A 26,060-nucleotide genomic window follows, 5' to 3' on the forward strand; every position below is an offset into this window, starting at 1 on the left:
GTATAGCACTTATGGCGCGAGCGTCTTCGCTCGTGTCTACTATGGCAGGGCCTCTGGCCCAGGTATAGGTATAGCCTGCTTTGCACTGTGGCTAATGCTTTTTGCAGGTATAGCAACTAGTATTGTTTTATAGCTTGCCCTGCCAGACGGGCCTTACTTTTTTCCTTGATGAAAAAAGTAAGCAAAAAAATCAAGACGATTTTGAACTCGCTGACCGCTCAAACAAAAAATCGTCGTTCGCGCACATGGCTAAGGTTATCTGTTCCATCGCTCCGGTGCAAGTTAGTCTTGCTATACCTGCCAGTGGTAGTTTGCAACAGTGCTTATACCTTGGAATTAGCAATCGCAGAGAGTCCCCCTTCGAAGGGGGCAGGGGGATGTCAATTGTCCACGAAAACTGAAGCTATGACGTCTATACCTGTGTGACGGCGATAATAGATTCCCCGCCTGGGGATAGGGGCCCTCTTCAGGATAAGGAGGGGCAGGGGTGGTTGGACCCGGTATAGCAAAACAGAATCAACAGCGCTTATTCCTTGAAGATGGTAGCAACGGGATTCCCCTCTTGGGAGGGGTGGAGGTGGGTTCAAAGCGGTAGCAATCTAAACTGCCAAAGCCATTCAGCTATACCTGTGAATTGGTAACGGCCAAAAATCCCCCCTTCGGAAGGGCAGGGGGATGATAATCATGCACGATAATCCTGCAAATCCTTGGGGGTAGGGGCCCTCTTAAATCTCGCAAATTCTGATTCAGACAATCCCGATCCCGATCTATACCTTTCGCTCAAACGGATTCTCGGGCTTCACCAGCATCACCTGTTCTCGCTCTACCACTACGGCACCAGCTGGGGCGCCTTTGGGTTTGCGGACCCATTTCTTGGGCGTATAGAGCACCGGGCAGAGGGAGTCGCTTTTGCGCTTGCTGTAGTAGGCGGCCAGTTGGGCGGCTTTCTCGAGCACGGTGCTGGGTATGGTTTTACCGGCCTGGTGCTTGATCACCACATGCGAACCCGATACATCTTTAGCGTGCAGCCAGATGTCTTCTTTGTAGGTATGGCGCTGTGTAAGCAGGTCGTTGTTCTGGGCGCTTTTGCCAACTAGTATCTTAAAACCTTCTGTTTCGAAAAGGCGGAAAGGCGCTTCCTGCTGGGCTTGCTGCTTGGTGGTGAGCAGGTGGGCGTACTCTTTCAGGTATAGCTTGAGCGTTTTGTACGTTTTGGCCTCTTCCAACCCCTGCAGCGCGTCTTCCAGTACAATGGCTTCTTCGAGCTTGCGCTCCTGCCGCTCCTCCAGCTGACTGATCTCTACGTGCTGCTTCTTGGCTTTGCGGTACAGGCGTTCGGCCTGCTTCTGGGGCGTTTCGGTGGCCTTGAGCTTAAACTTCCGCTGTCGGTCGGTATAGAAGTCGTAAAGTTCTACCTCGGTAGCACGGGGCGGGATATTGGTCAGGTTGGCCATGATGATGTCGGCGATCTGGGAGTAGGAGCGTCCGTGACGCAGTTCGTGCAGACGGGCTTCCGTTTGCTCCAGTATAGCCTGGGTGGCACGCTGCTTCTTGAGGAGTTGCTGCTGCGTCTGTTCAAATAATCGCTCAAAGCCTGTCTCGCTCAGGTAACTGCGCGTAAAGCCATTCAGCGCCTCCATCGGGTTGTCGTATACCTGCACCACTTCACCCAATTGGAGCAGCGAGAGCCGCAACTTGCCATTCAGTCTGATCAGGTAGTATGCCTGCGGGGCCTCGAGTTGCTCGAGCATGGCCTGCACCAGTTCCCATTTCTCTTCGAGTGAGGCCGCGCTATACCCTCGCTGCTCCAGGTAGAGGGCAGGCAGGTCGCCGAAGGTCGGGTATACCTGGCGGAGGTTGCCCTCGGCAGCGGCAAAGGCCTCGAAGTTCTGGCGGATGGGCCTGTCCATCTGCAATGGGTTGAGCTCCAGGTCGGTGCCGAATTTCTTGTGAAAAAGCTTGAGCGGTTCTTCGCCCTGAAACAGTACGATGTTAGAGCGGTTGCCAAAAAGCTTGAACAGCAAGGTATAGCCTTTGTTCAGCTTCAGGTAAAAGCTGCGTTCGTTCAGGTGTTGCACCACATCCCGCACGGTCCTCCCGAGCAGTTCCCCAAAAAGGTTGATCGTGTTGGCCTTGGCACGCGTAAACTCAGTCGGAAAAGAAAGCGAAGAGAAGTGCGCCGTGAGCGAGGCACGGATGTACAATTCCCGCTCGCCCGCAGCCAAGCCAATGACCAGTTCATCCTTGTTCTGACTGAAGCAGGAAATCACCTCCATACCTGCCAGCTCATGCTGCAGTTGCTCAGTTAGTTTCCTTAAGAAATAATAGTTCTGGTGCATGTTTTTGGTTGCGTATCAAGTAGCACGACTTCGGGGAGACGGACAAAAGGTATTTTGACAAAAGACGGAATAGGTATAGGGAAAATGTATCCCGAAAAATCCTTTGTTGATTAATCCGCTGTCAAGCACTTTTTGAAGGCGTATAACGCAGCATGAGATTATACCTCAATCTGCAGGCCGTCGTAGCCTAGTCGGATAAAGTCGGGGAGGGTGAGTTCTACTTCGCGGTGCAAGCCCAGCAGGTGACTGATGTGGGTGAGGTAGGCACGTTCCGGTTGAAGGTCTTCAAGCAGCTCAACAGCTTCCTGTAGCGAGAAGTGCGAAATGTGCGGCTCCAGTCGCAGAGCATTCAGCACGATCACTTTTGAGCCCCTCACTTTTTCCTTCTCCGCCTCCGAAATGTAGTTGGCGTCGGTAATATAAGTGAAATCACCCACCCGGTAGCCCAGCACCGGCAGCTTGTAGTGCTTTACCCGGATCGGTGTAAAATGGACGCCCTCTACCTCGAAAGGTTCCTCCGTAATCGGGCGGAGCTCCACACGCGGAATGCCGGGGTACTGTATACCTGAAAAGATGTAGGCGAACTCCCGCTTGAGCTGTTCCAGCACGCGCTCCTCGCCGTAGAGGGGCATATCTTTGTGCTGCGAGAAGTTGTAGGCGCGGATGTCGTCGAGGCCGGCGGTGTGGTCTTTGTGTTCGTGGGTAAACACCAGGGCATCGAGCGTGCGGATGCGCTCGCGCAGCACCTGCTGGCGGAAATCGGGACCGGAGTCGATGATGATGCTCTTGCCGTTTACCTGCAGGTGCACCGATACCCGAAGCCGTTTGTCCCTGTAATCAACAGAACGGCACACTTCGCAGGAGCAACCGATAACCGGAACGCCCTGCGAAGTGCCCGTGCCTAAAAGCGTTACTTTCAATTGGTTCTTTCCTGGTTGCGAATGTCCTTGTAAAGCTGTCGGTTCTTTTCGCTCAGCAGGTTTTCATCCACTGTAATGGTTCTCAGAATGTCGTACAGGCAGTTGATCTTCCCCTCCAGACTGAAGTACTTGTTCACGACAGCTACCTTCATGTCTTTGAGCACACAGTAGCCCGCTTTAAAATTCCCCTTCTCGTAGCGCAGCACAAAATCCGACTCCGCAAAAATATCCTCCAGCTTATTTAAAAATGGCCGCGTGTACTTCAGCTCCATCTACAACTCTCCGGTGTGCTTCTTTACAGTCTGTACCAGCATGTCGAAATCAAGCGGCTTTGGCAGGTACTCATTGATGCCCACTTCCTTGAAGTCTTCCATGGTGTAGTTGTTGGCGTTGCCTGTTACCGCAATGATCGGAATGTTAGAGATCTGCTCGTCTTTGTGCGCGCGGATTTCCTTGGAGCATTCCATGCCGTTCTTGATCGGAATGTTAAGGTCCATCAGAATAGCGTCTATCTTGTTGTTTTCTACCTGCTTGATCACCTCGCTGCCATTCTTGGCGGTCAGGATCTTGTAGTTTTGAAGCTCAAGGATTTTCTTCGTCAGGTTCAGGATCACGGAGCTGTCCTCTGCGATCAGGATGGTCTTGTTTTCTGCCATGGGATTAATAAACTATATAATGATCTCTTTATAAGTTTTGCAGTAGTTTTCGTATTGGGCCAGCAGCTTTGCGAAGTTATTCTCTACGTTATCGTACTGGTCATGTTTGATATCATGCTCCAGGACTTTGGCTAGCTCGGCCACCTGGTTGATGCCAAGTGTAAAGCCGGTCCCCTTTAGCTGATGCAATGTACTTAAAATACTTTTGTATTGTTGTACGTCCAGCTCTTTTTTGGCCTCTTCGAGCAATTCGCCGGCTTCCTGCTCAAATTCCACATACAGTTGGAGGGCAAACTCCGACCCACCGATCTCTTTGAGCTGCTCTGTTATGGCCAGGTCAATCACAGGTATAGTACCGGCTTCTGACGCATCGTCTACTGCCGCCGTCAGCTCGCTGGTCTTGTTGCGCTTGTAATTCTGCTCATGCCAGCGCATGATCACTTTATAAAGATCAGAGCTCTTAACCGGCTTGGAAATGTAGTCGTCCATGCCCTGGCTCATGAACTTCTCGGCGTCTTCGCGCATCGAGTAGGCGGTCATGGCCACCACGGGTGGACAGTCGCTTCCGAGCTTCTCCTTGAGGATGGTAGTGGCTGTCACGCCGTCCATCTCCGGCATCTGGATGTCCATGAACACCATGTCGTAGTCGTTGTTGAGGACTCTGTCGATGGCCTCGTAGCCGTTGGACGCCACATCGGAGCGACAACCCAGGCGCTCCAGCAGCTTGAAGGCCACTTTCTGGTTGATCTGGTTGTCGTCTACCAGCAGCACATAGGGCGAGAAGTCCAGCACCTCGGCTTCGGCATTTTGCAATTGCATACGCTGCAACTGTGCCTCCACTTCCTCGCTGTTGGCTTTCTTCACTTTTATCGTGAACCAGAAGGTACTGCCATCGTTCGGCTTGGACTCTACCCCAATGCTGCCACCGAGCAGGTGCGTGAGCTGCTTCGAAATAGCCAGGCCGAGGCCTGTACCGCCAAAGGTCTTGGTGGAAGAATTGTCGAGCTGCGTGAAATCGGTGAAAAGCAGTCGCTGGTCGTCCTCGGTTATACCTATACCGGAGTCTTTCACCCGCACGTGCAGCTTGTATTCCTGGCCGTTTTTCAATGGCTCGGCATCTACGTGTATGCTCACTTCGCCCTCGTTGGTGAACTTGATGGCGTTGGAGGTGAGGTTCGATAGTACCTGCAGGAAGCGCGTCTCGTCGGTGAGCACGTAGCGTGGTGTTCTTGCGGTAACGGTATAGGTAAAGTTCAGGTCTTTCTGCTGGGCACGGTTCGCAAAGAGCGAGTGTATCTTGTTGAGCGTATCGTGCACATCCACACCGCTTTCGTGCAGCACCAGCTTGCCTGCCTGCATTTTTGACAGGTCCAGGATGTCGTTCAGTATTGCAAGCAACGCGTCCGAGGACTTGCGCAGCGTGTCGATGTACTCTTTCTGCTCCTCATCGCTGACGATCTGGCTCAGCAGGTCGATCATACCGATGATGCCGTTCATAGGCGTGCGCAGCTCGTGGCTCATGTTGGCCAGGAACTGGGTTTTTACCTTGAGCAGGTTTTCCGCTTCTTCTTTGGCTTTTAGCAGGGCCACCTGCGTGCGCTTCAGTTCTGATACGTCGCGTAGCACACCCTCCATACCTGCCGGGTTCCCCTCATGGTCGTAGGTCAGGCGGGCATCGAGCAATACGGTTTTAGTGGAGCCATCCTTGCAGATCATTTCTATCTCATAGTCCCGGATGCTCTCCTGCTCCAGCACCCGCTCTTTCACCAGCGCCCGGTCGGCTGCATTGGCATACAGTTGTTCAGATGAAATACGCTGTACCTCCTGTTCATTATACCCCAGCAGGTTGTAGACAGAAGGGCTGACCAGTTCAAAGGCGCCGCCCATGGTGGTGCGGTAGTACACGTCCTGGAAGGACTCAAATATACTTCGGAACTTCACCTCACTCTGGGCCAGTGCCAGCTGCGAGCGCTTCTTATCCGTGATATCGAGGGCTATACCTGATATCTCCTCAAAGCTTCCGTCCTCCAGGTAGATCGGGTTGAGGTATACCTCGCGCCAGCTTTCCGGATTGTGCAGGTGTATCTCAAAGTGCTGCGGCTGCCCCTGAAAGGCCTGCACATACTTGTCTTTCCAGAACTCAAACGAGCTTTCGTGGAAGTTGAGCACCTCGTCGTCATTCAGCTTGCTGTAAAGCTCCAGTTCATGGCCGCTTCGGTTGAAGAAGGCGGTGGCAAAGTTCTTGTTGAAGGAAGTAAGCTCAAATTCGCGGTTGAGGGACCACATGTGATGTGTCCCGGATTCAAAAATGGCGTTGAGGCGTGCGTTCTGGTTGTTGATCTGCTCCTCATTGCGCTTGCGCTCAATGGCAAGAGCCACCTGGTTCGAAATAAAGTGCAGGATCTCAATGTCGGTGTGCACGTAGGCGTTCGGATCCTGATAGTCCTGTAGCGTGATCACCCCGATGATGCGGTCGCCGATCGCCAGCGGGGAGCAAAGGATCACCTCAGGTATAGCACCTTGTATGGTGATGTCCTGCTCTCTGGCCAGCTCCAGCAGCTCTGCCTTTTGCATGTAGAGCGGCTTGCCCGTCTCGATGATGTACTCTGACAAACCGTGCGAAAACTGCCGACGCATCTGCGTTTTAGATGATTTGTCCACAAACTGGTCGACCAGGTAGGCAAAGTGCAGGTGGCGGAGGTTATCGTCGCAAAGAGCAATGTAAATGTTGCGTGTCTCGATGATCTTGCTCAGCTCACGGTGTATGGCCGAGTAGAGCGAGTTCAGGTCCTTGCTGCTGATGGCCAGGTTGGCGATGCTGTAGTATACCTTCTGCAGGCGCTCTGCCTTGATGCGGTCGGTGATGTCGTGCAGGATGGCGCGCGTGGCCACCGGACGCCCGTCCTGCCAGCTGCAGGTGATGGAGCCGATCAGGTGTACGGGCTTGCCGGCCTTGGTCAGGAACACGGTCTCCATCTTGTTCACGTTCTCGCCCTTGTACAAATTGCGCAGCTGGTAAATCAGCTTGGCCTTGTAGTAGGGGTGCACAATGTCGTTGAGCGTGAGCGACTCAATATCGTAATCGGTATAGCCCAGGCGGTCTTTCCAGGCTTTGTTCACGAAGATGAACTTGTTGTCCACCGATATGTTCTGGATCAGGTCATGGGCATTGTCGAATAGGTCCTGCAGACGGATCTTGTTGTCTTTCAGGGCTTCCATGGCGATGCGCTTGTCCGTCATGTCCTTGCCTACACTGGTCAGGCCGATCAGCTCGCCTTCCGGTCCGTACTCGAACATGCAGTTCCATCGCACGGTCTTCACCTGCCCGGACTTAGTGATCAGGTCGCGCTCGTAGTATGAGTTCAGCTGCCTGGTCTCCATCGAGCGCCTGAAGTCGGCAAAGCGTGCCTCCCGGTCGGCATCGGGCACCAGCAGTTCATAGAAATTCTGCCCGATGAGCTCCTCGCGGCTATACTCCACATAGGTCAGGAAGTAGTCGTTGGCGTAGGCGATGTTACCGTTTTTGTCGAGGCTGTAGTAGATCAGGTTTACCTTTTCCAGGAAGCTGCGGAAGTGGGCCATGGACTCGCGGGCGATCTCTTCGCGGCGCTTCGAGTTCTGCACCTGCTTGCGCTGCGTGATGTCGCGCTTGAACACCAGTATGTGGTACACACCGTCGATCATGATCCGGTTCAGGTTGAGCTCGGTGTCCATGTTGGTGCCGTCCTTGCGAATGTTTTTCCACTCCACCGTTACTGGCTTCCCGGTTGCCATCAGCTGGTCGATCAGCATGGCGGTCTTCTCCGCCGAGCGCATGCCGTCCGGCTGATACTCGGGCGAGTAGTCTTTAGGCGACTTGCCTACCAGATCCTCGCGCTTGCAGCGGAAATACTCCAGCGCCTTCTCGTTGCAGTCTACCACAATGTCACCCCGGAAAAGCAGAATAGCGTCGTAAGTAGACTCAAACATGATCTTATACTTATCCTCGGTGTAGGTGAGCTTGAGCTGCAGGTCGTGTTTGGCAATGTAGTTACCGATGGCGCCCCCGATAAAGTCGAGCAGCGACATAAACGACTGCGTGATTTTAGCGTCGTGGCCCGGCCACACCAGCAGCAGTGCCGACAGTCCCGCCTCCGAGCCGACAGGGAGCACCGTCAGGTGCTGGCCCAGCAAATCCTCCATTTGCTGTATGATATCGTGCAGGGCTTCGCGGCGTTCTGGCTGGATAAGCTGCTTCGCCTGTGTTTGCGGCATTGGGATAGAAGTCGGAAGGCTGCCCGAAAGTGTCTCGCCTGTGCTGAAAGAAAGAAAGACTCTGCCAGCCTCGGCATCGTAGGTATAGACGGCGCCACCAATAATATCGGTCTTGTCCAGCAGCTCTTTCAGGGTAGAGCGCAGCACATCTTCGCGACTCTCAGCGCCCGACAGGTTGGTGATCAGCTGGTTGACGAACTCAAGCTGATGATTACGGAAGCGTACGTTGCGCTCTGCGCCCACCGCTTCGTACAGGTTTTTGGCAGAACCGAAGATGACCGTCTGGCCATTGAAGTTCCCTTTTTTCAGGCAAATCTCCACCGGCATCAGTTGCTGGTCTGTCTCACGGAGCCACCATTCGAAGCGTTGCGGCTCTCCCTTTAGGGTTGTCTGCAATTGATTGCGCAAGGCAACCCGCTCAAACAGGTTAAGCTCAAACTGCTTAAAGAGAGACTTGCCGATGATCTCCTCTTTTTTCAGCCCGGCCAGGTTGGAGGCGCTCTGGTTGATATCGATAAAAACCCCATCGCGGTCGAGAATGAAGAGGGGCTCCGCGCTGTCGTCGAACAGGTTGTGGTAGCTGGAGTCACTGGCTTCTGTGGCCATGCTCTCCGGAATATCGAAGTATAGGAACGGCTGCCCCTGAAACTGCAGCTGCTGGCAATGGAAAGTGCACGGGTTGCCCTGGCGGTCCTTTATTTGGCCTGTCACTTTATCCTGCCGGGCCAGCGATACCTTAAAGGCAGCGAAATCATCATCAGACAGGCCAATGAGCGGACGAATGGCTGTACCCTGCTCCACGGGGAGTATCGTTTCAGCTTTGGGGTTGGCGGCCAGCAGTTCCCCTGTGGCAGAGGCCACAAGCAAGGCATGGTCAGCAGGGTATAGCTGACTGAGCACCTGCAATAGGTTTTCGGCCATTGTCGTCAGGTTATCAGTAGTTTGTCGGCTAGGTATCAGTGGCATCTGGTGTAGATCAGTTCTCGTTTAAACCCATAAATTAGTAAAAAAACAAAAGCAAAGGCACTTTTGCTTCCTGAATAAAAAGAAAGGGAGTTAATTTGTGGCATATTCACGAAGTAAAATTCCCGTCCCGTCCATGTCTGCAGCGCAAGCCCCCCGTTTTCTTTTAGTGGTAGTTGGCCCTACCGCCGTGGGCAAAACCGACCTGTGCGTGCGCCTCGCGCAGCATTTTGGTACCGAAATCATTTCTGCCGACTCCCGCCAGTTTTACCAGGAGATGTCGATCGGTACGGCCAAGCCGACCCCAGCGGAGCAGCAAGGTATACGGCACCATTTTGTGGACTCGCACCCGATCACGGAGACCTACAATGCGGGCGCCTACGAGCAGGATGTGCTGGCATTGCTTGGGCAACTGTTTCAGCAGCACGAGTCGGTAGTAATGACAGGCGGCTCGGGGCTTTATGTGCGGGCGGTGACCGATGGCATGGACGAAATGCCCGAAACAGACCCCGCCGTGCGCGACAACCTGACCGCCCGCTACCAGCAGGAGGGACTACAGCCGCTGTTGGCGCAGCTGCAGCAACTCGACCCCGCCTATTACGGGCAGGTGGACAAGGCCAATCCGCAGCGTGTCATCCGTGCGCTGGAGGTATACCTTTCAAGCGGTCAGCCTTACTCTGAATTCCGGAAGGCGGGTGCCCGGGAGCGCCCTTTTCATATCATCAAGATCGGCCTCAGCCGTGACCGGCAGGAGCTGTACGAGCGCATTGACCGCCGCATGGACCTGATGCTGGAGCAGGGGTTGCTGGAGGAAGCCAAAGCGCTATACCCTTACCGCGATCACAACGCGCTGCAAACAGTTGGCTACAAAGAGATTTTCGATTACCTGGAAGGCCAATATGATTGGGAGGAAGCGGTGCGCTTATTGAAGCGTAACAGCCGGCGCTATGCCAAGCGGCAGCTTACCTGGTTCCACAAAAATGGCGACTATACCTGGTTCCATCCGGGGCAGTGGGATGAGATATTGACGTTTATCGGACAGCAGATGCAGCTTGCCAGATAGGTATAGGTATAGGTATAGGTATAGGTATAGGTATAGGTATAGGTATAGCCGTGTGAGGTTGCATAATAACAGCAAAGCCGGCACTGCGAAGTGCCGGCTTTGCTGTTATTCAGGTATAGCGGACTTAAACCGACAGGATATCCACCATTTTGGTGAAGTTCGGGTTGATCAGTTTCTGTTTCGTGATAGTTTCGATGAAAGGGGTATAAACCAGCTCCCTGTTGATGATGCCGGCCATTTCGTTGGTGCGGCCCTCTATAAGCCCCTCCACGCAGGCAATGCCTAGCTGGCTGGCCAGCATACGGTCGGCTGCGGAGGGGGCACCGCCACGCTGCACGTGGCCCAGTATGGTCACGCGCGCATCCATGTCCGGAATCTGCTTCGACACCTTAGCCGCGATCTCTGTCGCGCTGCCCTCTTCGTCGCCTTCGGCCACAATCACGATAAATGATGTTTTGGAACGGCTCCAGCCTGCTTTCAACTGGTCTATCACGTAGTCGATGGATGTGTCCGTTTCCGGGATCATCACGATCTCAGCGCCTCCGCCAATGGCGCAGGGTATGGCAATGTAGCCTGAGTCGCGTCCCATCACCTCCACAAAAAACACGCGCTCATGGCTGTCAGCCGTGTCGCGGATCTTGTCAATGGCATCGAGGGCCGTGTTCACGGCTGTGTCGTAGCCTATGGTATAGTCGGTGCCGTAAAGGTCGTTGTCAATTGTGCCTGGGGCGCCGATGGTCGGGATGCCGTACTCCTCGTAGAAGATGTTGGCTCCGGTAAAGGTACCGTCACCGCCAATGGCCACCAGTCCCTCAATGCCGTGCGCTTTCAGTTGCTCGTAAGCAGCCTGGCGTCCTTCCTTGGTTGCAAATTCCTTGCTGCGGGCCGATTTCAGGATCGTGCCGCCCTTCTGTATGATGTTGCTCACTGTCAATGACTCCATTTTAAAAATGTCGCCTTTGATCATGCCGTTGTAGCCTCTTCTGATACCGTAAACCTCCAACCCGTTGTACACGGCCGTCCGTACGATCGCCCGGATGCAGGCATTCATGCCCGGTGCGTCGCCTCCTGATGTAAATACTCCAATCCTCTTCATAAAGAGTTGCTGTTTAATTTGTTCCCTGTAGAGGCCGGAATCCGGCCTCATTCGTTTGATCACCGCGGTATTCGTTGCGGTTTTAATGAATCCGCAAGGTAGCCATTTGTTAATTTAAGTGGAAATAAAAAAAGAATACAAAATCATAACTAATAAGATAGCGAAAACCGTATGCAAAAGCACTACCATCTGCAGACTTAAAGCCGGAAAGATTCGTTTCTACTGTAGCTGCTGCAAAATTAGCTGCCTGGGTATAGCAATACTTAGGGCAGTTATTATTAATTTGTTATGAAATTGTACACTAGTCAAAAGGGAGCCATATGTTTAGTTTTTTTGAAAGCGAGGCAGAGAAAAAATTAAAGAGCCACATCACCAACCTGGGTGCCCTCGCCAAGGCGGACGGCCACGTGGATCCCACTGAAATGGAGTTTATCATTTCCATTGGCAAGCGCCACGGCATGAAATCGAGTGAGGTGCGCAACCTGCTCTCGAATGTGCAATCCATAAAACCGCAGATGCCGTCCAATGATACGGAGCGCTTTGACCAGATCTACGACCTGGTGGAGATGATGCTGGCCGATGGGATTGTAGACGAAAATGAAATGGAGTTCTGCGTCAACATGGCGGTGAGGCTCGGTTTCAGGAAGTCCATTGTAGGGGTGCTGGTGCGCAGAATATCCATTGGCGTGAAAGACGGGCTGACCCGCGAGCAGATACGGGAGGATGCACAGGCCTTCTTGAATTACTAATACCCATTGCATGAAAAACCTGCGTGTGTGGAACGGGGTCATACTGGGATCGTATGCCCTGGCGCTGTTACTGCTGGCTTATTTCTTCTTTGCCCACGAGCTGCACCTCATCTCCTACGAGGCTACCTTACTCTCCGAAGACTTCATCCTGCGCTTTTTTGCCTTCTGGTTCATCAGCTTTCTGCTGACGGTGATGGTATACCTGCTCAACCTGAGCCTGAATTACGTCTGGCTGCCCCGCTCCGAGAAAACGGTGGCCATGCAGGCGGGCAAGCTGATTCTGGCGGTGGGGCTTTCCGCCGCTTTCTTCGCCGTCGTGATTGTCACGCTCAGCCGCCTGCCCTAATCCTCTACAGAGGCCAGAAAACGGGCACCATTACCATAATCACAACGATAAGCAAAACAGTGAGTGGCGTGCCGATCCGAATAAAATCCAGGAAACGGTACTTGCCCGGGCTGTATACCAGGATACAGGCCGGCTCAAAAGGAGTCACCAGCGACACAGAGGCCCCCAGCATAATGGCGATGGCAAAGGCGCGTGGGTCAGCCCCAAGTTCCATGGCAGCGCGCAGCGCCACAGGTATAATCACCAGGGCAGCGGCAGCATTCGACATGGGTTGGGTCAGGAGCACGGTCAGGATCACAAAACCTGCCAGTATACCTATTGTGCCACCAATGGGCTCCATCACCTGCACGATGCCCTGCGCCAGAAACTCGGCTGCGCCGGAGTTTTCCATAGCCGCACCAAAAGCCGTCATACCTCCTATAAGTATAAGCAGGCGCCAGTCGATGGCGTTGTAGGCTTTCTCCGCACTGATGGCCCGCAGCAGGATGCTCGCAACGGCCGCCGACAGGAAAGCGATGGAGAGCGGTAGCAACTGCAGCGTACCAGCCAGTATGGCCAGCGCAAAACAGGCGATCACGATCAGGCCCTTTTTCTTTTTGAAGAACACCGGCTCAAACTCATCGAGCACCGCAATGTGATTCGAGTTCCGGACCTGCTCAAAGCGCTCAGGGGCACCCTGCACCAGCAGCACATCGCCCATGTGCAGTTCTATGCTACCTATTTTGCTTCGCAGCGTTTCGCCGTGCCGCGACACCGCCAGCACCACCAGGCCAAAGCGCCGCAGAAACTCCGACTCCTTGACCGTGCGGTTAATCAGGTTCGACTGCCTTGTGATCATGATCTCGGCCAGCCGAATATTTTCTGTTTCCAGGTCTTCGGAGATAAGCGCGTCCGCCATGATTTGTATACCCTTCGTCTCCTTTACCTTCATCAGCGTGTCCACGTCGCCCTCCACCAGCAGAATGTCATTGGGGCGGATGCGGGTACGGAAGTCGGGCAGGAAGTTTTCTTTGGCGCGGATCACGTTGAGCATGCGTAGGTTCAGCGTGGTCAGTTCGGAGGTGAAAACCAGCTGCCCTACGAGCGGCGAGTCAGGCAGCACCACCACTTCGGTTACATACTTCTGCAGCTTGTACTCTTCGGCCAGCTCCTGGTCGGCGTGGTTAGGTAACATGCGCTGCCCGATGGTCATCATGTAGATGATGCCTACCACGAAGATGATGAAGCCTATACCTGATATCTCGAACAGCCCGATCGGCTCCAGACCCGCCTTGGCAATGTAGCCGCTCACTGCCACGTTAGTAGACGTGCCGATCAGCGTGCAGGTGCCTCCCAGAATAGCGGCGTAAGCCAGTGGCATGAGCAGCTTGGACGCACTCATGTTAATGCGCTTGGAGAGACCCACCAGCGGCGTAATGAACATGGCCGTTACAGTGGTGTTGTTCATAAAAGCCGAGACCATGCCCGTGATCAGCATGATGGTGAGCAGCATGAGGTTATTGCTTTTCTCGGCCAGCCGTGCGAGCCGGACCACGGCAAAATCGAGTATGCCGGTTTCCTGGAGGGCAGCGCTGAGGATGAAGATGGAGGCGATGATGATGATGAAGTCGCTGCTGAAGCCGGCGAAGGCCTCTTCGGGACTGATGATGCGCAAACCTGCCAGTATGATCAGCATAACCAGGGTGACCAGTTCAACGGACACCTTCTCGGTTGCGAACAACACAACCGCTATCAACAGCAAGGTCAGTACAATGGCTATTTCCATAGGGGTAGATCAGGAAGTACACCACAGATTCGGAGGTGTGGCAACGGCTTTTACGTGACAAAGCCGCTCCCGATTGCTTCTCGCAGGAAAATATTTCCGGTGCGTAGCCTTTATACCTGATCAGGACAGCCTGCCAGCGTACCTGCCAGGTATGGGAAACTAAGCCATTGCCTCGTTAATAGAGGTCAGGATGATCTGGCAGGCTTCGCGGATCTGCTCTTCCGTAATAGTGAGCGGCGGGGCGATGCGCATGGAATTGTCGCAGAACAGGAACCAGTCAGTCAGCACACCGTTCAGGATGGCCTGGTCAATCACGGCCTTCAGCACCTCAAATGACTCAAACTCTGCCGCCATCATCAGCCCCTTGTTGCGGATGCCTTTGATGCGCGGGTGTACGAGCAACTGCTTAATCAGCTCGGCTTTTTCTTCCACGCCTTCCAGCAGGTTTTCTTCCTGGATGACCTGCAGCGTTGCAAGGGAGGCAGCGCAGCTTACCGGGTGCCCGCCAAAGGTAGAGCAGTGCCCCAAAATCGGGTCGGTTTTGAAAGCAGCCATGATTTCCTGCGGCGCGATGAAAGCACCTATCGGCATGCCGCCGCCCATCCCTTTGGCGCAGACCAGTATGTCCGGCTCTATACCGAACTGCTCAAAGGCCCAGAAGGTGCCTGTTCTGCCGAAGCCACACTGTATCTCGTCCAGAATCAGCAGCGTGCCGGTCTGGTTGCAGCGCTCCCGCAGTTGCTTCAGGTAATCCTTTTCCGGCACACGTACGCCAGCCTCTCCCTGCACCGTCTCTATCAAAACCGCGGCTGTCCGCTCTGTTATATGCTCCAGGTCCTCGACGCTGTTGTAATGGATGTGGCGCACATCGGGCAGCAGGGGGCGGAAGGCATTCTTAAAGCTTTCGCTGCCGTTCATCGAAAGAGCGCCCTGCGTAGAGCCGTGGTACGCGTTGTAGCAGGAGATCAGCTCGGTACGCCCTGTATAGCGTTTTGCCAATTTCAGCGCACCCTCCACCGCCTCCGCCCCGGAGTTGAGCAGGTAAGTGTTGTTGAGCCGATCAGGTAAGGTGCCGCTGAGGGCATGGGACAACTGTACCTGGGGCGCCTGCACAAATTCGCCATACACCATCAGGTGCATGTAGCGGTCAAGCTGGTCGTGGATGGCCCGCAGCACTTTGGGGTGCCGGTGGCCCACATTGCTCACGCCTATACCTGAAATGAGGTCGATGTAACGGTGGCCGTCGCTGCCGTACATGTAAATCCCCTCTGCCTTCTCCACTTCGATCATCAGCGGAAAGTCACTTGTCTGTGCCTGGTGCTGCAAAAACAGCTGTCTCATTGATACCATACTGCAAAGTTAGGTATTTTGACGCTTTGCCAGTGCCCTTTCTGCTTGCCGCTTATTCATAATTGGCTGACCTGCGTACAATATGAGGGGCTGGTGAAAGAGGCTGGCCTGAGATGTTGAACTTTAAAAAAGGAGGATCAAATGCCACAAGGAGATAAATCGTCTTACACAGATAAACAGAAGCGCAAGGCAGAGCACATCGAAGAAGGTTACGAAAAGAAAGGCGTGAGCCAGGAAGAAGCCGAGAAGCGCGCCTGGGCAACAGTGAATAAGCAGGACGGAGGCGGCAAGAAAAGCGGCTCCGGAAGAGGCAAGTAAGGTATAGAAAATCAAATCAAGGTGTAAAAGAAAGGCCGGAAGCGTTTGCTCCCGGCCTTTTTTTTTATGGGTAGTGGTTGGTGTGGGCGATCGGGTCGTCTTCGTCCAGCGTGGCAGGCACCGTGGGCGGTATACCCTGCATCGGCCTGTTGTGCGAGAAGGGGCGCTCCCGCATGGCTCGCTCGTGCTGTTTGCGGTTGTTGTCCCTGTTTCGTCGGGAGTAAGCCACCAGCGCCACGCCAGCCAGTGCTACCAGACCTGTCGCGGCCATGACCTTCGGTATGGTGTTGTCCGTCGCGGGAGGTACGGAAAGCACGCCCTGCTCATCGGTAATGGCGGGCTCGTGCACGTAGCGGCCATGGCTTGGCACCGCCACCGACCAGAAATCCTTTACCAGTTCTTCCAGCTGACGCATAAGCTGCACTCCTTCCATCGGCATGCCATGCCCGGTTGCTGCCACACTTGGGTTGAGCTCCATAAGCCTTTCCACGGAGTGATGTGCGGCTCCCCAGTCGGAGGTATAGTATTTAGGTGGGCCATGTACCTCCCGCTTCTGGCTCATCACAGCGAGTAAGGACTCCCCGTGGCGCGTTACAAATGCATCGCCAGCCAGCAGCACCCGGTCGCTGTCCCGGAAAAAGGAAACGTGCCCGGCCGTATGACCCGGTGTGTGAATCCAGTGCCAGTCTGGCAGACCGGGAACTGACCCGTCAGCTGGCAGGAACTCCAGGTACTCGTGGATGTCAATCGGCTTTTTGGGGTACAGAAAAGACATGTAGGCGACACCACCGCCCCCCACACTCGGGTCTGGCGGCGGGTATGAGGACTTACCGTTCAGGTATGGCATCTCCAGCTGGTGGGCGTACACGGGCACGTCCCATTCCCGTGCCAGCTCCTTCACAGCGCCGATGTGGTCAAAGTGGCCGTGCGTGAGCAGGATAGCTTTGGGGGGCTTCCCTCCATAAAGCTCATCCACCACCTTCCTGATTTTATCAGCAGCACCATACAAGCCGGTGTCCACCAGTACCCAGGAGCCGTCGGGGGCAGTTACAAAATAGAGGTTAACAAGAATGGTCTTGAGTCCCCATACTCCCGGCGCAACTGCAAAAGCTTCCTTGCTATCGTGGGTCGGGGTACGATAATTAGTTTCCATAGGCATTCACTATGTTTGGTTTTTAAATGATAACGGGCGGAATATATACTACGGCTGCGGGGGCAATTGGCTGCAGAAAGCCGGCACATTCAGCACTGACTTGGCTGATTGTCAATTATTAACTGTAAAGGGGCTGATTTTGCAGCCATAGGGCTGGTGTCAGATGACCCAGGGGCATGGTACTTAAACAGAGAAACAAAGGCATAGTTTTTGTGTTAATATCTGTAAGAGCATCCACTAAAATTAATGTGGTCAATGTTTCCTGATTGGCAGGAATTATTTATCTTTCTGAAAACGTTACATACACATGGTAAATTTATTTGTTCCCCCAAGCTATATGTCCGTCTACGCGAAGTGTGTGGATGCGTCGATGCCCGCTTTCGAACCGGAAGAGTGGATAGAGGAAGGGAGAGTGTATCCTGTGAAGCACTTTACTGAGCCCCTCAACCAGGGTGACGGCTTTGCCGTGACGATCATGGATGAGGACGGTGTTGAGATCCATCCTTCTTCTTCGCACTGGAGTTTTGCCTCCACCAGATTTGAATTGTATACCCTTCATTTGAATTAATATCTAAACCTCCGATATTTTCGTTAACCAAAAGGCTGCCCCGGCAGCCTTTTTCTTTGCACAAGGTATGGAGTAGATCTTTATGTTGACGATTACTGAGTTTAATTCGCTCTCGCCCCGGGAGCAGGCCGCCATGGTGTTGGAGCAGGGGCGCTATCTGCATCACATTATCCGTGGGTGGTGCAAAATTGATCTGTACTGGTTTCATAACTATTATGTAGAGGTCTGGTTCCTGTACGATCTGAAAACCATTGGGCTGGTTCGCGCCCTCACCAACAAGGCCTCTCTGGATCCCTACCTGGAAACGATCAAGCTCAGGGTCAAAACCTGAAGGTATAGCCACACTGTCATTTAAAAAGTGCTTCGCACAATTTGATCCGGCGCAGGTATAGCGGCTGTTTGCAGAATGCTATGGGCGGGGTTCGCCGGAATTTGATACTTTTGCAGGTATACGCGACCCGTATCATTCAAAATCGAAACAAATGAGAAAAGCCCTACCAAAGAAGCATATCCTTTTAGTGAGTACCTCCTCGACCCACGGAACGGGCTACCTGGAGCATTGCCAGAGCGAGATCAAAGAACTGCTCGGCGACCGCCAGAGCATCCTGTTTATACCTTATGCCCGTCCGGGCGGCATCTCGCACACCGACTATACGGCCAAAGCGCGTGAGGCCTTTGAAGCAATGGGCATACAACTGAGCGGTGTGCACGAGGCGGAGAGCGCAGTTGCGGCCGTGGAGCAGGCCGAGGCGGTTTTTATTGGCGGGGGCAACACGTTTCTGCTGCTGCGTCAGCTCTATGCCAACAAACTGATTGAGCCGCTGCAGAAGCGGGTGGAGCAGGGAATGCCGTACATGGGCACCAGCGCCGGCACCAACGTGGCCGGCAAGACCATCGGTACCACCAACGACATGCCCATCGTGTTCCCTAAATCCTTCGACGCGCTGCAATTGGTGCCTTTCAACATCAATCCACACTACCTTGATCCGCTGCCAGATTCCACGCACATGGGCGAAACGCGCGAAACCCGCATACAGGAGTTTCATGTGCATAACCGCCAGCCGGTAGTGGGTTTGCGAGAGGGCAGCATGCTGCGCATTACGGGAGAGAGGATCAACCTGTTGGGACCGCATCCGGTACGCATCTTTTTGCAGGGACAGCCCGCCATGGAGTTTAAGCCGGCAGACGATATAAACTTCCTGCTCGAGGCTTACTAAACAGAGGCCTAGTAAAAACAAAAGCCCCGCTAGGGTATAGCAGGGGCTTTTGTTTGTCCGAAAAAGCAAGGCAAAATGCCAGGTCCTTTCGCTGTTCTCACTATAATTATCTATTCAAAAAAACTACTGTACTTTGTTGTTGGCCTCCAGCTTTTTCAGGAGGAGCTTGGTGAATTCCCGCTCACTGCGGTAAAGTTTGATGATCTGGTTTGAGGAGATGACGCGCTGATAACGGGCCACGTATTCTTTCTCCAGTTCCAGTTCTCTTTCGCGGGTATTGAACATGCCGTCCAGGCGGGCTTTTGCCTCCTGGTCACTCAATTGGTCCACGTCTTCGCGGTAACCGCTGCGGTAGGAGCGCACCAGTTCGCGGCGCTTGGTCTCGTACTCGTTGTAGAGTGGCCAGAACTTCTGCGACTGCTCAGCAGTCAGTCCCATCTTGTCGGTCAGGAAGGCCACTTTGGCGGCTTCCACGTTTTCTCTTCTGTCCTGCGAACGACCATTTTGGGCCATGGCCACAGTGCCACCCAGGGCGAAGGCGCAGAAGAGAAATAAAATCAGTATTCGTTTCATCAGTGCTTTAATATTCAATCGTATCCAGTTGGTAGTACTCCAGCTCTTCCTCGGCGGCTTTAGGACTCACGTTCAGAAACTCAGAGGTCATCTCCTTCTCTGAAACAGTACTCAGATCTGCAAAGTCAGCGCTTTCGAGCACTGCGTAGGTGCTCAGGTAGTCTACTATTTCCTTGTCGTGAATGCTGGCCAGGTTTGCTATTTGCTGTTCCTCCTTGTTATTCAGGTTTACTAAGTAAAGCACACCCAGCACCAATACCAGCATCAAAGGGGCCAGCGCCAAACGCAGCGGCTTCCAGGCGGCGGCATACCAGGGGGCAGGGCTATACCCGGCTCCGGCGGTGCGCTCCATGATCTGCGCAGGCAGTCTGTCGAAGTACTTGTCCGGTACCTCGTAGATGTTGCGCTTGGGCAGGTCGCTTAGTTTAAAATCGTTTTTCATGGTTAATGTACTTATGGGTTAGATGGCCTTAGCGCGCTAAAGTTTAATCCCGCTTAATAAATTCTTCAATTTTTTTTACCGCGTGGTGGTAAGACGCCTTTAAAGCACCCACCGATGTGCCCAGAATCTCAGACATTTCCTCGTATTTGAGCTCGTCGTAGTACTTCATGTTAAAGACGAGTCTTTGCTTGTCAGGCAGCCTCAGCAAGGCTTTTTGCAACTTGAGCTGTATCTCGTCTCCGTCAATATTTGGTGAGGAATCGATCTTCTCGGTGAGCTCGGCAGCCACGTCGTTTATAGGCAGAAAAAATTTTTTGCGCTTACTCGAAAGAAAGGTAAGACACTCGTTGGTGGCGATACGGTAAAGCCAGGTATAAAGCTGCGCGTCCTGCCGGAAATTCTCCAGGTTCTTCCATACCTTGATGAAAACCTCCTGTGTGAGATCATCCGCGTCGTCGTGGTCGATCACCATTTTCCGGATGTGCCAGTAGATCTTCTGCTGGTACTTCCGGACAAGCTGATTGAAGGCCAGGTTACGGCTATCGGGGTTGGCGAATTTTTCTAGAATCTCTTTGTCTTCCACGCGTCAGGTAGCAGGGGCAGGGCGGTTATACCTGTCTGAATATGCAATATAGCCCATAAAAATAAAAGGGACTGCACTTTACCAGTGCAGCCCCTTCTGTTTTTGTAAAAAAGCTAAAGTATAGCCTTATGTATTATTTGCGGCTAATGGCACGCTCAGCGGCAGCCACAATGTTCTCGGTGCTCAGGCCATACTTTTCCATCAACTGGTCTGGCGTGCCAGACTCACCAAATGAATCATTCACGCCCACCATCTCCAGCGGAGCAGGCAGCTGACGACCCAAGAGTTGCGCTACCGAATCACCCAGGCCACCGTTCAACTGGTGCTCTTCGGCGGTTACCACGCACTTGGTTTTGCCAACCGATTTCAGGATGGCCTCGTCGTCAAGCGGCTTGATGGTGTGGATGTTGATGACCTCGGCGTTGATGCCTTTCTCAGCCAGTTTGTGACCCGCTTCGATGGCTTTCCATACCAGGTGACCTGTAGCCAGAATCGTTACGTCGGTGCCTTCGTTCAGCATCACGGCCTTACCAATCTCGAACTTCTGATCGGCAGGAGTGAAGTTAGGAACAGCCGGACGACCGAAACGCAGGTATACCGGACCTTCATACTCGGCAATCGCGATCGTAGCTGCTTTGGTCTGGTTGAAGTCGCATGGGTTGATCACAGTCATGTGCGGCAGCATTTTCATCATACCCACATCTTCCAGTATCTGGTGCGTGGCACCGTCTTCACCCAGCGTCAATCCGGCGTGCGAAGCGCATATCTTCACGTTCTTGCCTGAGTAGGCGATTGACTGACGGATCTGGTCGTACACGCGGCCCGTCGAGAAGTTCGCAAACGTACCTGTGAAAGGAATCTTGCCACCGATTGTCATACCGGCTGCCAGGCCCATCATGTTGGCCTCGGCTATACCTACCTGGTAGAAACGCTCCGGGAACTCCTTTTTGAAGGCATCCATTTTAAGCGAACCGATCAGGTCAGCGCAAAGGGCTACTACGTTCGGGTTGGTGCGGCCAAGCTCCAGCAAGCCTACGCCAAAACCAGAACGGGTGTCTTTTTTCTCTGTATATGTATACTCTTTCATTTCTGTTTTTTCCTTAGTAATCTGAAGCTTGCTGTACTGCCAATTGCTGAAGTGCGATCTCCAACTGCTCGTCGTTTGGCGCTACGCCATGCCACTTGTGCGATCCCATCATGAAGTCCACGCCAAAGCCCATCTCCGTGTTCATCAGGATCATGACTGGCTTTCCGTTGCCGGTAGCTTTCTTCGCGTCTTCCAGTGCAGGCAGCAGCGTTTCGAAGTTGTTACCGTCAGCCTCCAGTACATGCCAGCCGAATGCTTCGAACTTATGACGCAGGTCGCCCAGCGCCAGTACTTCTTCCGTTCCGCCGTCGATCTGCTGGTAGTTGCGGTCCACGGTCGCGATCAGGTTGTCCACTTTGTTGTGAGCAGCATACATGGCCGCTTCCCATACCTGACCTTCGCCCAGTTCGCCGTCGCCCATCAGCACGTACACCAGGTTATTGTCTTTGTTCAGCTTCTTGGTCTGCGCGGCACCAACTGCCACAGACAGTCCCTGACCCAGCGAGCCAGAGGCTACGCGTATACCTGGCAGGCCTTCTTCGGTAGCCGGGTGGCCTTGCAGCCTCGAGTTGATCTTGCGGAAAGTAGCCAGTTCTGCCACTTCAAAGAAGCCGGCGCGAGCCAACACACTGTACCATACCGGCGAGATGTGTCCATTGGACAGGAAGAAAAGGTCTTCGCCTTCGCCGTCCATGTTGAATGGTTGTGGCTTGTAGTTCATCACGCTGAAGTACAGCGACACGAAATAATCCGTACAGCCGAGCGAGCCGCCCGGGTGGCCGGAGTTTACCGCATGCACCATGCGCACGATGTCACGGCGAACCTGTGCCGCAATTTGCTTCAGCTCGTCGATGCTTTTGTTGTGTGGGTTCACGATATATAAATTGTTAAATTGTTGATTCTTATATTGTTAAATTGCTTATGGCTAAATTGTTACATTGTTGACTCGAAGCAACAACTGACAATTTCTATCGACAAGGCACTGAATACTTAAACCTGCATGTTCCTGAAAGGTATAGTGTGATGTCCGTCACACTCCAGGAATCTATATATTCAATGACTGCCGCTGGCATCTAATAAAAGGCCTTGCGACCTTTTAAAACTCAAATATACGAAAAACGCAGCTGCCCGTGAGGACAGCTGCGTTCTGCATTACTTTTTCAGGATCTGGGCGGCGTGGTCGGCCGTTTTCACTTTCGTGATGATGTCCTCGATGGTGCCCTCCTCGTCGATGACGAAGGTGAATCGCATGGTACCCATGTACTTGCGGCCATACATCGATTTCTCCTGCCACACGCCGTATTGCTCTACCAACTGTTTGTCGGTGTCGGCCAGCAGCGTGAAGGGCAGTTCGTACTTGCTGATGAACTTTTGATGCGACTGCTCGCCGTCGATGCTCACGCCGAGCACTTCATAGCCTTCCTTTTTCAAGTCACTATAGTTGTCGCGCAGGTTGCAGCTCTGGGCGGTGCAGCCGGAAGTGTCGTCTTTCGGGTAGAAATACAGAATCACTTTCTTGCCCCGGTAATCACTCAGTTTTACCGTGTTGCCGTTTTGGTCCTTTGCCTCAAACTCCGGCGCTTTATCTCCGATTTTCAGTTCCATGGGTTTCTGTTTAGTTGCTGGCTTCAGAGGTATAAGCTATACCTTCAATCACCAGCCATTTCAGTTTCATCCAACAGGTAATGTCCTTACAGGTTGTCTTTCCAGGAAAAACCGTTGCACGAGGCGAACCGATTTTAAATGGTGGTAGTAAACTCCGCTTCGTTCCCGGCGTTGTCTTTCACCTTCAAAACTACCTTTCCTGACAAAGGTAGGCTTTTATCTAATTTTTCGGAGTATATGGTGGCAGTTTTATGCTCGTATTTCATGAGCAGCCACTTGCCGTTCACCTCGCAGCGGAAAGAGTTGACGCCCGACAGGTTGTCGCCAATCCTGAACCTGATCTGCGTAGGACTTTTGCTGAGCAGCTTGATCGTGGGCGCTTTCACGTCTTCCAGTACCTGAAACTTGCCCATGCTGCGGGCGGAGAAGGTGATGCTATTGCCATCCCAAACGCCCCCCATCATGCCCCTACCTTTGCCTAAACCGAGATAGTACACAGCTGCTTTGCTTCTGTCAGTTACCGGCTTGCTAGGTGTAATGGTCACTTTGATGGCTTTGTGCAGTGGGGTGAAGTAGTCGCCGATCGTGTATACGTCGCCTTCTTTTTTGGCCTGCAGGTATAGCGTGTCGTATAGGCTCTCTTTGTCAAAGCGGATGGTCATGTCGCGGTTGCTGAAGCTGTGCTCCTGGCCTGCAGGTATAGCGGCCTGCAAGTCGAGTAGGGTAGAGGTGCCGCAGTACTCCAGTGACTCGGGCAGACCGCCGCGCAGGTCGTAGAGGCTCACCGAGGCAGCACCTTTGGTATAGCTCGGTACCAGCATCAGGCGTTGGTTGTTCACCACCATCTCCACGTTGCGCGGTGTGGCCGATGTGTCGGAAGCATTCACTTTCAGGATATTGCCGATGATCTCGTAGCTCAGTTGCGGTTTAGTCACTTTCCCGTTAGCCGCCTGGGTGAAAGTCGGTTTCTGCCCTTTCACCACAAAGGTCAGGGTAGAGGCGTTGTTGTAGGTGTCTTTCGCGACGAGCCGGATGTGGTAGATGGAGTCGGCGTGCACGTTCAGCCTGCCCCGGTTTTGCGGCGCGGTATAAAGTGGCAGGTCGTTACCATAGTCCACGTAAGCTTTCTGGAAAGTGCGGCCTGTACGGCGGTATACGTTGTAGTTCACGTGCTGCGATACCTGCTTCGAAAGCTCAAACGGCACGCGGTCGATGTGGTGGTTGTATACCTGTCGGTCGTTCACAAACACAGTCACGTCCTGCGTACCATTGCGGTTCTGCGTGTCGTCGTAGCGGTCGATGGTCTGCAGTTCAAAGCCGATCAGGCCATGGGCGTATACCGTGTCAGCCAGGGTATGCGTACCGTTGGCTTTCTTGGGCGTGAACTCCCGGCGGGCGAACTCGCCGTTGATGCGAGCATAGATGTTCAGCGGCTGTATACCCAAGCCCAGCAAGTCAGGCGGTGTGGTGTCGATGACCTCCTTAAAGCCCCAGCGCAGGGGGTTATACAGACGGTCTTCCGCATCACGGATCTCAAAGTGCAGGTGCGGGCCACCTGAGCCACCCGTGTTACCAGACAAAGCGATGATCTGCCCCTTCTTCACGGGAAACAGATTCTTTTCCGGGAAAAGCTCCAGCTCAAAAGTCTCCTTCTCATACTGCTTCTTCAGCACATAGTCCGCCAAGGGATCGTAGAAGGCCAACAGGTGCGAGTAGGTGGTGGTGAGGCCGTTCGGGTGCGTCACGTAAATGATGTTGCCATACCCGTAGGTCGACATCTTCACACGGGAGATATACCCGTCTGCGGCAGCATATACCGACAAGCCTTCGCGCTGGTCAGTCTTGATGTCCAGGCCGCCGTGAAAGTGGGTGGCGCGTATCTCGCCCATGGAGCCGGACAGGTAGTTGCGCACCCCCGGCTTGATGGGGAACATAAAGTAGCCCTTTTCCGGTGCCGGTTGGGCGGCCAGTCCGAGGGTAGTGAATACGTAAGCGAAAAGGAGCGACAGGCGCTTATTTAATTTCAAAGTCGAGTAATTTTTTATCTTCAACATAGCCTTCCAATCTGTCGCCGATCTGCACCGGGCCCACTCCCTCAGGCGTACCTGTAAAGATAATATCGCCTTTCTTCAGGGTAATGAAGCGGGAGATATACGCGATAATGTCGTCGAAGGTGTTCAGCATCATCTTTGAGTTGCCTTGCTGACGGGTGGCGCCGTTCACTTCCAGCTTGAAGTTGATGTCGTGCAGATTCTCAAACTGGTCGAGCGGTAGAAATTCCGATACCGGGGCAGAGCCGTTGAAGCCTTTGGCCAGCGTCCAGGGCAGTCCTTTGGCTTTGGCCTTGGCCTGCAGGTCGCGGGCCGTGAAATCTATACCTAAACCTATGGCGTCGTAATACTTGTGGGCAAACTTCTTATCGATGTTCTTGCCTTCGCGGCCGATGCGCAGAATCAACTCTACTTCGTGGTGAATGTCCTGGCTGTATTCCGGGTAGTAAAAGGGCTCGTTGTTGCGGAGAATGGCAGTGTCGGGCTTAAAAAATATCACCGGTTCGTCCGGCACTTCGTTTTTCAGTTCGGCTATATGATCGGCATAATTGCGGCCGATGGCTACTATTTTCATAAAATGCTAAGGGAGTTTTCTTTATCGATTCTCAAAAATAGGCTATATCCGGTTTTCATGCAGCATGTTTCCGCAAAAAGAATCTGTTTCAGGACAATTTTTTCTGCTTGTGCCCAGCCTGAATTGTTGTAAGCCTTTTTTATACTTTAACAAGAGAAGTTCCGCTTTATTGTGCACATGGAGCGTACAACATTTTATAATACAGCGTTCGTATACCTCCATAATGCCGGACAAGGTGGCAGACCGGGGTTTTGTGTCAGTTTGCACTTTGTTTTATCGGTCAAAGTATAGTAATTTTATCATATTAAACGATCCACTCTATCCTGACTCTTAAAAATTGGTTCAAAATTTGAAAAGCCTTTTTGAAAGAGTCATTTAAATTTTAAAA

General features: G+C 53.1%; 24 protein-coding genes. 7 read left to right on the top strand and 17 right to left on the bottom strand.

The window, feature by feature from the left end; all coding sequences use genetic code 11:
- Positions 1-767: 767 nt before the first annotated feature.
- From Q4E40_RS15620 to Q4E40_RS15640, 5 genes are all read right to left on the bottom strand, one after another.
- Complete coding sequence (locus Q4E40_RS15620; RefSeq protein ID WP_303413470.1) at positions 768-2,339, bottom strand: NFACT RNA binding domain-containing protein; 1,572 nt, start codon at positions 2,337-2,339, stop codon at positions 768-770.
- Between the two features lie 158 nt (positions 2,340-2,497).
- Positions 2,498-3,259, bottom strand: a complete 762-nt coding sequence (locus tag Q4E40_RS15625) for an MBL fold metallo-hydrolase (RefSeq protein WP_303413472.1) — start codon at positions 3,257-3,259, stop codon at positions 2,498-2,500.
- On the bottom strand, positions 3,256-3,531 hold the full coding sequence (locus Q4E40_RS15630; protein ID WP_303413473.1) for a hypothetical protein: 276 nt from the start codon (positions 3,529-3,531) through the stop codon (positions 3,256-3,258). The genes Q4E40_RS15625 and Q4E40_RS15630 overlap by 4 nt, the downstream gene beginning before the upstream one ends.
- Positions 3,532-3,915 carry a response regulator gene (locus Q4E40_RS15635; protein WP_303413475.1) on the bottom strand — a complete coding sequence of 128 codons (384 nt, stop codon included), beginning with the start codon at positions 3,913-3,915 and terminating at the stop codon, positions 3,532-3,534.
- Between the two features lie 12 nt (positions 3,916-3,927).
- The gene (locus Q4E40_RS15640) at positions 3,928-9,135 is read right to left on the bottom strand and encodes a PAS domain S-box protein (RefSeq protein ID WP_303413477.1); all 5,208 of its coding nucleotides are present in this window, start codon (positions 9,133-9,135) and stop codon (positions 3,928-3,930) included.
- Positions 9,136-9,268: 133 nt separating this feature from the next.
- Between Q4E40_RS15640 and miaA the strand changes: the two genes are divergently transcribed.
- Entirely contained in the window at positions 9,269-10,195 is a 927-nt protein-coding gene (gene miaA, locus Q4E40_RS15645) for a tRNA (adenosine(37)-N6)-dimethylallyltransferase MiaA (RefSeq protein ID WP_303413479.1), read from the top strand.
- Between the two features lie 124 nt (positions 10,196-10,319).
- On the opposite strand, the gene pfkA is transcribed toward miaA, so the two are convergent.
- Positions 10,320-11,291, bottom strand: coding sequence for a 6-phosphofructokinase (gene pfkA, locus Q4E40_RS15650; protein WP_303413480.1), 972 nt, complete (start codon positions 11,289-11,291; stop codon positions 10,320-10,322).
- Between the two features lie 320 nt (positions 11,292-11,611).
- Between pfkA and Q4E40_RS15655 the strand changes: the two genes are divergently transcribed.
- Together Q4E40_RS15655 and Q4E40_RS15660 are read left to right on the top strand one after the other, a co-directional pair.
- Positions 11,612-12,040, top strand: a complete 429-nt coding sequence (locus Q4E40_RS15655; protein ID WP_303413482.1) for a tellurite resistance TerB family protein — start codon at positions 11,612-11,614, stop codon at positions 12,038-12,040.
- 10 nt (positions 12,041-12,050) lie between these two features.
- Positions 12,051-12,386 (top strand): hypothetical protein, encoded by a 336-nt coding sequence (locus Q4E40_RS15660; RefSeq protein ID WP_303413484.1) that lies wholly within the window; start codon positions 12,051-12,053, stop codon positions 12,384-12,386.
- A gap of 4 nt (positions 12,387-12,390) precedes the next feature.
- Here Q4E40_RS15660 and Q4E40_RS15665 read toward each other — a convergent pair whose 3' ends face one another.
- Both Q4E40_RS15665 and Q4E40_RS15670 read right to left on the bottom strand, forming a co-directional pair.
- Positions 12,391-14,151, bottom strand: a complete 1,761-nt coding sequence (locus Q4E40_RS15665) for an SLC13 family permease (RefSeq protein WP_303413486.1) — start codon at positions 14,149-14,151, stop codon at positions 12,391-12,393.
- A gap of 159 nt (positions 14,152-14,310) precedes the next feature.
- Positions 14,311-15,501, bottom strand: coding sequence for an aspartate aminotransferase family protein (locus Q4E40_RS15670; protein ID WP_303413487.1), 1,191 nt, complete (start codon positions 15,499-15,501; stop codon positions 14,311-14,313).
- A gap of 141 nt (positions 15,502-15,642) precedes the next feature.
- Between Q4E40_RS15670 and Q4E40_RS15675 the strand changes: the two genes are divergently transcribed.
- Positions 15,643-15,819 carry a hypothetical protein gene (locus Q4E40_RS15675; RefSeq protein WP_303413488.1) on the top strand — a complete coding sequence of 59 codons (177 nt, stop codon included), beginning with the start codon at positions 15,643-15,645 and terminating at the stop codon, positions 15,817-15,819.
- A 64-nt stretch (positions 15,820-15,883) separates the two neighbouring features.
- On the opposite strand, the gene Q4E40_RS15680 is transcribed toward Q4E40_RS15675, so the two are convergent.
- The gene (locus Q4E40_RS15680) at positions 15,884-16,972 is read right to left on the bottom strand and encodes an MBL fold metallo-hydrolase (RefSeq protein WP_303413489.1); all 1,089 of its coding nucleotides are present in this window, start codon (positions 16,970-16,972) and stop codon (positions 15,884-15,886) included.
- A 337-nt stretch (positions 16,973-17,309) separates the two neighbouring features.
- Here Q4E40_RS15680 and Q4E40_RS15685 point away from each other — a divergent pair, with 337 nt between their 5' ends.
- From Q4E40_RS15685 to pepE, 3 genes are all read left to right on the top strand, one after another.
- Positions 17,310-17,540 (top strand): hypothetical protein, encoded by a 231-nt coding sequence (locus Q4E40_RS15685; protein ID WP_303413491.1) that lies wholly within the window; start codon positions 17,310-17,312, stop codon positions 17,538-17,540.
- An 82-nt stretch (positions 17,541-17,622) separates the two neighbouring features.
- Positions 17,623-17,871, top strand: a complete 249-nt coding sequence (locus tag Q4E40_RS15690) for a hypothetical protein (protein ID WP_303413493.1) — start codon at positions 17,623-17,625, stop codon at positions 17,869-17,871.
- 151 nt (positions 17,872-18,022) lie between these two features.
- Positions 18,023-18,757 (top strand): dipeptidase PepE, encoded by a 735-nt coding sequence (gene pepE / locus Q4E40_RS15695; RefSeq protein ID WP_303413494.1) that lies wholly within the window; start codon positions 18,023-18,025, stop codon positions 18,755-18,757.
- A gap of 123 nt (positions 18,758-18,880) precedes the next feature.
- Here the strand turns inward: pepE and Q4E40_RS15700 are convergent, their stop codons facing one another.
- The 8 genes from Q4E40_RS15700 to Q4E40_RS15735 form a co-directional block, all read right to left on the bottom strand.
- Positions 18,881-19,330 (bottom strand): hypothetical protein, encoded by a 450-nt coding sequence (locus Q4E40_RS15700; protein WP_303413496.1) that lies wholly within the window; start codon positions 19,328-19,330, stop codon positions 18,881-18,883.
- Positions 19,331-19,337: 7 nt separating this feature from the next.
- Positions 19,338-19,772: a hypothetical protein gene (locus Q4E40_RS15705; protein WP_303413498.1), complete on the bottom strand. Its 435-nt coding sequence runs from the start codon at positions 19,770-19,772 to the stop codon at positions 19,338-19,340.
- 43 nt (positions 19,773-19,815) lie between these two features.
- Positions 19,816-20,355, bottom strand: a complete 540-nt coding sequence (locus Q4E40_RS15710) for an RNA polymerase sigma factor (protein ID WP_303413500.1) — start codon at positions 20,353-20,355, stop codon at positions 19,816-19,818.
- Between the two features lie 133 nt (positions 20,356-20,488).
- Positions 20,489-21,442 carry a transketolase family protein gene (locus Q4E40_RS15715; RefSeq protein ID WP_303413502.1) on the bottom strand — a complete coding sequence of 318 codons (954 nt, stop codon included), beginning with the start codon at positions 21,440-21,442 and terminating at the stop codon, positions 20,489-20,491.
- Positions 21,443-21,455: 13 nt separating this feature from the next.
- On the bottom strand, positions 21,456-22,316 hold the full coding sequence (locus Q4E40_RS15720) for a transketolase (protein WP_303413504.1): 861 nt from the start codon (positions 22,314-22,316) through the stop codon (positions 21,456-21,458).
- Positions 22,317-22,594: 278 nt separating this feature from the next.
- Positions 22,595-23,047, bottom strand: coding sequence for a thioredoxin-dependent thiol peroxidase (gene bcp, locus Q4E40_RS15725; RefSeq protein ID WP_303413505.1), 453 nt, complete (start codon positions 23,045-23,047; stop codon positions 22,595-22,597).
- A gap of 134 nt (positions 23,048-23,181) precedes the next feature.
- Positions 23,182-25,074 (bottom strand): M23 family metallopeptidase, encoded by a 1,893-nt coding sequence (locus Q4E40_RS15730; RefSeq protein ID WP_303413507.1) that lies wholly within the window; start codon positions 25,072-25,074, stop codon positions 23,182-23,184.
- Positions 25,061-25,672 carry a fumarylacetoacetate hydrolase family protein gene (locus tag Q4E40_RS15735; protein WP_303413508.1) on the bottom strand — a complete coding sequence of 204 codons (612 nt, stop codon included), beginning with the start codon at positions 25,670-25,672 and terminating at the stop codon, positions 25,061-25,063. Before Q4E40_RS15735 ends, Q4E40_RS15730 begins: the two co-directional genes overlap by 14 nt.
- Positions 25,673-26,060 lie beyond the last annotated feature (388 nt).

Origin of the sequence: Pontibacter coccineus (assembly GCF_030546575.1) — a bacterium.
Classification (GTDB): domain Bacteria; phylum Bacteroidota; class Bacteroidia; order Cytophagales; family Hymenobacteraceae; genus Pontibacter; species Pontibacter coccineus.

Coding starts and splice junctions, on each gene's coding strand:
- Q4E40_RS15715 (WP_303413502.1), bottom strand. CDS start 21,442: ATGAAAGAGTATACATATACAGAGAAAAAAGACACCCGTTCTGGTTTT.
- pfkA (WP_303413480.1), bottom strand. CDS start 11,291: ATGAAGAGGATTGGAGTATTTACATCAGGAGGCGACGCACCGGGCATG.
- Q4E40_RS15705 (WP_303413498.1), bottom strand. CDS start 19,772: ATGAAAAACGATTTTAAACTAAGCGACCTGCCCAAGCGCAACATCTAC.
- Q4E40_RS15675 (WP_303413488.1), top strand. CDS start 15,643: ATGCCACAAGGAGATAAATCGTCTTACACAGATAAACAGAAGCGCAAG.
- Q4E40_RS15620 (WP_303413470.1), bottom strand. CDS start 2,339: ATGCACCAGAACTATTATTTCTTAAGGAAACTAACTGAGCAACTGCAG.
- Q4E40_RS15690 (WP_303413493.1), top strand. CDS start 17,623: ATGTTGACGATTACTGAGTTTAATTCGCTCTCGCCCCGGGAGCAGGCC.
- Q4E40_RS15640 (WP_303413477.1), bottom strand. CDS start 9,135: ATGCCACTGATACCTAGCCGACAAACTACTGATAACCTGACGACAATG.
- bcp (WP_303413505.1), bottom strand. CDS start 23,047: ATGGAACTGAAAATCGGAGATAAAGCGCCGGAGTTTGAGGCAAAGGAC.
- pepE (WP_303413494.1), top strand. CDS start 18,023: ATGAGAAAAGCCCTACCAAAGAAGCATATCCTTTTAGTGAGTACCTCC.
- miaA (WP_303413479.1), top strand. CDS start 9,269: ATGTCTGCAGCGCAAGCCCCCCGTTTTCTTTTAGTGGTAGTTGGCCCT.
- Q4E40_RS15655 (WP_303413482.1), top strand. CDS start 11,612: ATGTTTAGTTTTTTTGAAAGCGAGGCAGAGAAAAAATTAAAGAGCCAC.
- Q4E40_RS15670 (WP_303413487.1), bottom strand. CDS start 15,501: ATGGTATCAATGAGACAGCTGTTTTTGCAGCACCAGGCACAGACAAGT.
- Q4E40_RS15735 (WP_303413508.1), bottom strand. CDS start 25,672: ATGAAAATAGTAGCCATCGGCCGCAATTATGCCGATCATATAGCCGAA.
- Q4E40_RS15635 (WP_303413475.1), bottom strand. CDS start 3,915: ATGGCAGAAAACAAGACCATCCTGATCGCAGAGGACAGCTCCGTGATC.
- Q4E40_RS15700 (WP_303413496.1), bottom strand. CDS start 19,330: ATGAAACGAATACTGATTTTATTTCTCTTCTGCGCCTTCGCCCTGGGT.
- Q4E40_RS15680 (WP_303413489.1), bottom strand. CDS start 16,972: ATGGAAACTAATTATCGTACCCCGACCCACGATAGCAAGGAAGCTTTT.
- Q4E40_RS15685 (WP_303413491.1), top strand. CDS start 17,310: ATGTCCGTCTACGCGAAGTGTGTGGATGCGTCGATGCCCGCTTTCGAA.
- Q4E40_RS15665 (WP_303413486.1), bottom strand. CDS start 14,151: ATGGAAATAGCCATTGTACTGACCTTGCTGTTGATAGCGGTTGTGTTG.
- Q4E40_RS15660 (WP_303413484.1), top strand. CDS start 12,051: ATGAAAAACCTGCGTGTGTGGAACGGGGTCATACTGGGATCGTATGCC.
- Q4E40_RS15630 (WP_303413473.1), bottom strand. CDS start 3,531: ATGGAGCTGAAGTACACGCGGCCATTTTTAAATAAGCTGGAGGATATT.